General features: G+C 69.9%; 1 protein-coding gene. It reads left to right on the top strand.

What is annotated here, in order from left to right; all coding sequences use genetic code 11:
• Nucleotides 1–286, top strand: a 286-nt coding sequence (locus DZG00_RS16765) for a citrate/2-methylcitrate synthase (RefSeq protein ID WP_304650950.1), incomplete at both ends; no start/stop codon positions are given.

Raw genomic sequence — 286 nt, 5'->3', positions numbered from 1 at the left:
GTCAGCCGCGCGCTCGAGCGCCTGCTGATCCTGCACGAGGACCACGAGCAGAACGCGTCGACGTCGACCGTGCGGCTCGTCGGATCCACCGAGGCGAACATGTTCTCCTCGGTCTCGGCGGGCATCGGCGCGCTGTTCGGCCCGCTGCATGGCGGCGCGAACGAGGCCGTGCTCTCGATGCTCGGCCGCATCCGCGACTCCGGCGAGGGCGTCGACCGCTACGTGGAGCGCGTGAAGAACAAGGAGGACGGCGTCCGCCTCATGGGCTTCGGGCACCGCGTCTACA

It is taken from the genome of Clavibacter lycopersici (assembly GCF_003576405.1).
Lineage (GTDB): Bacteria > Actinomycetota > Actinomycetes > Actinomycetales > Microbacteriaceae > Clavibacter > Clavibacter lycopersici.
Note: the sequence above shows the minus strand (reverse complement) of the source record. Positions and strands in the feature narration are given on the sequence as shown.